Raw genomic sequence first — 7,290 nt, 5'->3', positions numbered from 1 at the left:
GTTCCAGACGGAGAAGCTGTGTAAGCAGTATTGGCCACAGCAGAATCCACGAACTGCCCAGAGCGAACCTCTCCGCCTCCTCCGGCATCACCGCCATCATTGTTGGTTCCTCCACCAGAGGAGCTACCGCCACCTCCTCCGCAAGCATATAGAGCAGTCGTTACACAAATCAGAGCTAGAGCTTTCAACTTAGAATTCATTTCAGTCCCTTTGTATTATCAAAATCGCAATCCCGCCACCTTCCGTGAACAGGCTCACACATTCTGCCGGGCCAAAGTCACATATTCAAATTGGATATACCGGGATTCTGAAACGTCATGGATGGATTAGAGATGCACAGGAAAGGCCTTTAAAGGCATGACAGGAGAGGTCGGAGACAACAGAAAGGGGCGCTACAGGCCATTCAGGAGGCTTTTCAGGGCTTTACGTCCCCATCCTAGCCCATCAATCCTGCCATCACCGTTTTGCTACAAAATTTTGCTACAAATCCAAAACGAAAAAGCCCCGCAACTCATTGAATTACGGGGCTTTTCTTTATATGGCGGAGAGGGCGGGATTCGAACCCGCGATACGGTAACCCGTATGGTTCCTTAGCAGGGAACTGGTTTCAGCCACTCACCCACCTCTCCGGAATGCGGTCATATTGTCAGTCTGGAATGTGGGCTCTTGTGGGCCTGTTTCCAAACTCGCCGCGCATCATAACGATTTTGCGGAGAAAATACAGCCCAAAAATCAGGCAGACTCACCGTCTGATGATTTTTCGTGCTGAATCCGCTGGTAGATTTCTTCCCGATGCACGGCAACCTCTTTCGGCGCATTCACACCGATGCGAACCTGGTTACCTTTTACACCCAGAACAGTCACGGTGACTTCATCACCTACCATCAGGGTCTCACCAACTCGACGCGTAAGAATTAACATAATGATCCCTCCTGGGGTCCTTCAATTTCCGTGAGCGCATGCCGTACCTGAAGCTCTCGGGTTGCCGTCCTTGACGACTCCTTGGTCGGGACCATTTACCCACCCCTGGCACGGGGGCGGTAGTATGCCTGAAGCGGTTTCGTAAGTCTCGCCGTGAAGGGGGGCGAGACCAACCGGTCGTCGCCCCGTACCTACCTGGCAGTATGTGGATCAGCTTGAGGGCTGATCCAGTTCAAACGCGGAGTGCAGAGCACGCACCGCCAGCTCCAGGTATTTCTCGGCAATCACTACGGACACCTTGATTTCGGAGGTGGAGATCATCTCGATGTTGACCCCTTCGTTGGCCAGGGTTTCAAACATCTTGGAAGCTACACCAGCGTGGGAACGCATGCCCACACCCACCAGGGAGACCTTGGCAATCTTGTCATCGCCGATGATTTCCGGGTTACCCAGCTCTTCGGAGGCCTTGCGCAGGGCTTCCTGGGCACGGGCGAAATCGTTGCGGTGCACAGTGAAGGTAAAGTCGGCGGCACCGTCTTTACCCACGTTCTGCACGATCATGTCCACTTCGATGTTCTCTGCACTCACCGGGCCGAGGATTTTGTAGGCAATGCCCGGGGTATCCGGGGCGCCACGCACGATGATTTTGGCTTCATCACGGGTAAAGGCAATTCCGGAGATTACCGGCTTTTCCATATCAACCTCGTCGTCGACGGTAATGAGAGTTCCAGGACCATCCTGGAAGCTGGACAAGACACGCAGCGGCACATTGTATTTGCCGGCGAATTCCACGGAGCGGATCTGCAGGACCTTGGAGCCCTGGCTGGCCATTTCCAGCATTTCCTCAAAGGTAATGCTGTCCAAACGGCGAGCGTTATCCACCACCCGTGGGTCGGTGGTGTAAACACCATCCACATCGGTATAGATCTGACACTCGTCGGCCTGCAATGCTGCGGCCAGAGCCACGGCGGTGGTATCGGAGCCGCCACGGCCGAGAGTAGTAATGTTGCCGCCAGCATCGACACCCTGGAACCCTGCCACTACCACAACGCTACCGCCATTCAGATCGGCGCGTACTTTCTTGTCGTCGATCTCTTCGATACGGGCCTTGGAGTGGACACTGTCCGTGCGCAGGGGAATCTGGCTGCCGGTGTAGGAGCGGGCATTGATGCCCTGCTTCTGCAACGCCATGGACAACAGGGCAATGGTGACCTGTTCGCCGGTGGAGACCAGCACATCCATCTCGCGCGGTGAAGGGTTATCGCTGACACCTTTGGCCAGCTCGATCAGGCGGTTGGTTTCGCCGCTCATGGCGGATACCACCACGACCACCTGGTCGCCCCGTTTATGGAAGCCTGCCACCTTCTCGGCGACGGCTTGAATGCGGTCGACTGTACCCACTGAGGTACCGCCGTATTTCTGCACTATAAGGGCCATAAAGTCGCTTTATCTGCAAAAAAGAGCGCGTAACCTTAGCAGAAACGCGCCGGGATTTCATGTTGAGGGCTGAGCCGTGGTCTTGACCGCGGCTTACGCCCCCTGCTCGGACACCCAGTTTTTCACGCTTTCCAGGGCCGCCGGCAGGGCTGCAGGGTTATTGCCCCCGCCCTGGGCCATGTCCGGGCGGCCACCGCCGCGACCGTCCACCTGCTCGGCCACATGCTTGAGCAGATCACCGGCCTTGAAGCGGTCGGTGAGATCCTTGGTGACACCCGCCACCAGGGCCACTTTATCGCCATCCACGGCAGACAGCAGGATAATCGCCGAGCCCAGCTTGTCTTTCAGCTTGTCCATGGTGACCCGCAGGGTCTTGCCATCGGCACCGTCCAGCTGGGTCGCCAATACCTTCACTCCGGCGATTTCCTGCACCTCATCGGTGAGGTCGCTGCCGGCACCGCTGGCCAGCTTCTGCTTGAGACGCTCGATTTCCTTTTCCAGCTCGCGCACTTTCTGCGCCTGGTTGCGCACCCGCTCGGCGGCGTTGTCCGGCGTGCTTTTCACCGTGGACGCGATCTCACTGAGCGCCCGCTCCTGCTGACGCATCACGCTCAGGGCATGCTCACCGGTAACCGCTTCGATGCGGCGTACACCGGCAGCGGCGGACGCTTCCAGGGTAATCCGGAACAGGCCGATATCGCCGGTACGACTCACGTGGGTTCCGCCACACAGCTCCTTGGAGAAACCGTCGCTGCCCATGCTGAGCACGCGCACCTGATCATCATATTTCTCACCAAAGAGAGCCATGGCGCCGGCTTCCCGGGCGGCATCAATATCCATCAATTCGGTGGTCACCGGAGTGTTGGCCAGAATCTGGCGATTGACCAGAATCTCGATCTGTTCGCGCTGGGCTTCGCTCACGGCTTCACCATGGGAAAAGTCGAAGCGCAGATAGTCGGATGCCACCAGAGAGCCTTTCTGCTGTACATGCTCACCCAGCACGTCACGCAGGGCGGCATGCATCAGATGAGTGGCGGAGTGATTGCGCATGATGGCGCGACGACGCTCCACATCCACGTAGGCGGAGACTTTCTCGCCCACCTTCAGGCTGCCGCTTTCCACCTTGCCCAGGTGCACATGGGCCGCCTGACGCTTCTTGGTATCGGACACTGCGAAACGGTTATCGCCCTGCACCAGGAAACCACTATCGCCCACCTGACCGCCGGACTCGGCATAAAATGGCGTGCTGGCCAGCACCACCATGCCTTCCTCACCCGCCTGCAGGGCATCAACCGCTTCGCCGTCCTTGAACAGGCCGACGATCTTGTCGTCGTCCGCCAGTTTTTCGTAACCGGAGAAATCGGTCACCGCCTCGATATTGAGTCGGTCACTGTAATCATTGGCAAAGCTGCCAGCGCCTCGGGCACGCTCACGCTGGGCTTCCATGGCTTTTTCAAAACCGGCCATGTCCACCGTCAACTCCCGCTCACGGGCCACATCGGCGGTGAGATCCGGAGGAAAACCATGGGTGTCATAAAGATTGAACAGCACCTCGCCGGGCAGCTCCTTGCCATCCAGCTCGGCAATGGCCGCTTCCAGCACCTTCATGCCGGCGGCCAGTGTGCGACCGAACTGCTCTTCTTCCGCCAGCAACGCCTTCTCGATACGGGCCTGTTCTCGAACCAGCTCCGGATAGGCCTCACCCATCTGTTCTACCAATGCACCCACCAGGGTGGAGAAGAACGGCTTGTCCTGACCCAGCTTATGGCCGTGGCGCAGGGCGCGACGGATGATGCGGCGCAGCACATAGCCACGGCCTTCATTGGACGGTATCACCCCGTCACAGATCAGGAAGCTGGCGGAACGGATATGGTCGGCAATCACCCGCAGGGATTTCTCTTCCATATCCTGGCAGCCGGTGGCGTTTGCCGCCGCCTGCAGCAGCGCCTGAAACAGATCAATCTCGTAGTTGGAATGCACGCCCTGCAGCACCGCCGCGATGCGTTCCAGGCCCATGCCGGTATCCACGCTCGGCTTGGGCAGCGGCTTCAGCTCGCCGTCCTGCTGACGATCGTACTGCATGAACACCAGATTCCAGATCTCGATATAACGGTCCAGATCGTCATTCTCGGACCCCGGGGGACCACCGGGCACATCTGCCCCATGGTCATAGAAGATTTCGGAACAGGGGCCACAGGGGCCGGTGTCACCCATCTGCCAGAAGTTGTCTTCGTCCAGACGGGAGAAACGCTCGGCGCTGACGCCCATTTCCTTCAGCCAGATATCCGCCGCTTCGTCATCGGACACATGCACGGTGACCCACAGGCGCTCTTCCGGCAGGCCCAGAGTACCGGTGAGGAATTCCCAGGCGAACTTGATGGCTTCACGCTTGAAGTAGTCGCCGAAGCTGAAGTTACCCAGCATCTCGAAGAAGGTGTGATGCCGCGCCGTATAGCCCACGTTCTCCAGGTCGTTATGCTTGCCGCCAGCGCGTACGCAGCGTTGGGAGCTGGTGGCACGGGTGTAATCCCGGGACTCACGGCCCAGAAAGACATCCTTGAACTGGTTCATCCCCGCGTTAGTGAACAGCAGCGTGGGGTCGTTATGGGGCACCAGCGAGGAGGACGGCACCTTGGCGTGCCCTTGGCTGGCGAAGTAGTCCAGGAAGGCCTGGCGTAGTTCAGCACTCTTCATAGGAGAAACATTATCGGCTGGCTATCAGAGAGCGCCGAGTATACCGCCCCCAAGGCCCGGTTGCGATGGGGAAAAAGCAGTTGCAAGAGGCAAGTTTCAAGTTGCAAAGCGCGACGAAACTCACCGGGTTTTGGCAAGCCATGCCCGCGCATTATCGCTGGGCGCGGGCATGGCGCCTCCAAACCTTAGAAGGCTGCACGCGTTGCAACTTGAAACTTGTAACTTGACACTCAGCCCTTAATCGCCGCCGCCAGACACACCGCCAGCACCATCACCAGCAGAATGCGCTTGAGTACTCTGGGGGAAACCCGGTGGGCGAAGCCTACGCCCAGGCGCACGCCCAGCAAGGTGCCCGCCGCCACCAGCAGGCCCGGTAGCCAGGCCACCTGGTCGCGGGCCACAAAAATGCCCAGGGCCAGCACGGTAAAGCTGCCGGTAATGGCCAGCTTCAGGGCATTGCCTCGCAGCATGTCATAGCGAAGCTGCCCTACCAACACGGCGATCAACACAAAACCCACCCCCGCCTGTACAAACCCGCCGTAGGCTCCACAGAAGAACAGCCCCAGCCAGCCAGCGACAGAATCATTGGGCTGCAGCGGCAGCTCGTCCGCTGCCGGCGACAGTTGATTGGGTTTGAACACCATGATCAGGGCCACCACCACCAGAGTGGTCAGCAACACCGGTTTGAGAATGCTTTCCGGCAAATAGGAGGCTGCCAGAGTGCCTACCAAAGTGCCCAGCAAACAGGGAACCAGAATGGCTGGCAGCGGCTTGAACGGCATGGTGCCGCGCTTGTTGAACTGGCGTACAGCCTCCACGCTTTGTATCAGCACCCCCACCCGCATGGTGCCGTTGGCCATCGCCGCACTCATGCCGCTGAGCATCAACAGCGGCAGAATCAACAGCCCACCGCCGCCGGCCAGTGTATTGATAAAACCGGCTAATACACCGGCACCCAGCATGGCCGCCGCCAGCCAGGGGTCAGTCAGGTATTCCATTGGAGGTCTCACTCAAGCCGCGAAAGCGAAGGATACGCCTTGAACCGAATTCAAACCAAGAGGCAAATTACCCTGGGATCAGCTCCCTCGACCACAAACCGGCACCGTTGGCGCTTTGCGCGTAAAGCGAAGACTTCAGCAGGCACCGGGGTTCATTCTTCCCTTCGCCTTGCGAGCAAGGCTCCAACGAAGTAAGGAATGCAGTGATGGGGAACACGAAGCCAAGGACGTACTACAGCTCATCCTCCGGAGAACAATCCAGTGCAGCAAAGCTCTGTTCGGCACTGAAACCGCGCTGTTGCAGGAACCTGAGCTGGCGGGCTTTTTCTTTCTGGTCCTTACCCGGGTGCTGACGAAAACGTCTGGCACGCACCTCTCTGGCAAGCGCAAACCAGTCCACCTCGGCCTCAGCCAAAGCCTGAGCGATCAGTTCGTTATCCACGCCTTTTAGCTGCAGCTCCTGACGAATTCGCAGGGCGCCCTGTCCCCGCTCGATTCTGGAGCGCACAAAAAAACCGGCAAATCGCCGGTCATCAATAAAGCCATGCTCTTCACACCAGGCCAGCACCGCAGGCAGTGCCGCTTGCTCACCGACCTTCCGATAGAGCTTGGTTTCCAGCTCCCGGCGGGCATGATCCCGACGCGCCAGCAGGCTGACAGCCCGCTGGCGCAGTTCGGATTCAGTGAGCGATTCACTCATTGCCGGCTTCGGCTTCCTCTTCCTTGGCAGCCGGCGCCTCAGCGGGGTCAGGCAGCAGGCGTGCACGAATTTCCTGCTCGATTTCCTCGGCAATGGCCGGGTTCTCACGCAGGAATTCACAGGCGTTCTGCTTGCCCTGGCCAATCTTGTCACCCTTGTAGGCATACCAGGCACCGGATTTGTCCACCAGGCCCTGCTGCACACCCAGATCCAGCACTTCACCCAGTTGGTTGATGCCCTGACCGTAAAGAATCTGGAACTCGGCCTGACGGAACGGCGGCGACACCTTGTTCTTCACCACCTTCACACGGGTTTCGTTACCGGTGACTTCGTCGCCCTGCTTCACCGCACCGATACGACGGATATCCAGGCGCACGGAGGAGTAGAACTTGAGGGCGTTACCACCGGTGGTGGTTTCCGGGTTGCCGAACATCACACCGATTTTCATACGGATCTGGTTAATGAACACCACCAGGGTGTTGGCATTTTTCACGTTACCGGTGATCTTGCGCAGAGCCTGGCTCATCAGACGAGCCTGCA

Annotated in this window: 5 protein-coding genes, 1 tRNA gene and 1 pseudogene; all 7 read right to left on the bottom strand. The window is 58.5% G+C overall.

Annotated features, from left to right (window positions below):
* Window positions 1-539: 539 nt before the first annotated feature.
* Window positions 540-629 (bottom strand) — tRNA-Ser (locus tag HUJ17_RS06275).
* A gap of 103 nt (window positions 630-732) precedes the next feature.
* On the bottom strand, window positions 733-921 hold the full coding sequence (gene csrA, locus HUJ17_RS06270; RefSeq protein ID WP_011589077.1) for a carbon storage regulator CsrA: 189 nt from the start codon (window positions 919-921) through the stop codon (window positions 733-735).
* Window positions 922-1,131: 210 nt separating this feature from the next.
* Complete coding sequence (locus HUJ17_RS06265) at window positions 1,132-2,358, bottom strand: aspartate kinase (protein WP_290509882.1); 1,227 nt, start codon at window positions 2,356-2,358, stop codon at window positions 1,132-1,134.
* Between the two features lie 93 nt (window positions 2,359-2,451).
* Window positions 2,452-5,052 (bottom strand): alanine--tRNA ligase, encoded by a 2,601-nt coding sequence (alaS, locus tag HUJ17_RS06260; protein WP_290509881.1) that lies wholly within the window; start codon window positions 5,050-5,052, stop codon window positions 2,452-2,454.
* A 230-nt stretch (window positions 5,053-5,282) separates the two neighbouring features.
* A complete protein-coding gene (locus tag HUJ17_RS06255; RefSeq protein ID WP_290509880.1) occupies window positions 5,283-6,050 on the bottom strand; it encodes a sulfite exporter TauE/SafE family protein in 768 nt (255 codons plus the stop codon).
* Between the two features lie 232 nt (window positions 6,051-6,282).
* Window positions 6,283-6,750 (bottom strand): regulatory protein RecX, encoded by a 468-nt coding sequence (locus HUJ17_RS06250; protein WP_290509879.1) that lies wholly within the window; start codon window positions 6,748-6,750, stop codon window positions 6,283-6,285.
* Window positions 6,743-7,290 (bottom strand): annotated as a pseudogene (locus tag HUJ17_RS06245) (DNA recombination/repair protein RecA); the annotation flags it as partial. The pseudogene HUJ17_RS06245 and the gene HUJ17_RS06250, both read right to left, overlap by 8 nt.

Origin of the sequence: Alcanivorax sp., assembly GCF_014762765.1 — a bacterium.
Lineage (GTDB): Bacteria > Pseudomonadota > Gammaproteobacteria > Pseudomonadales > Alcanivoracaceae > Alcanivorax.
This window is presented reverse-complemented; position numbering and strand designations above follow the sequence as displayed.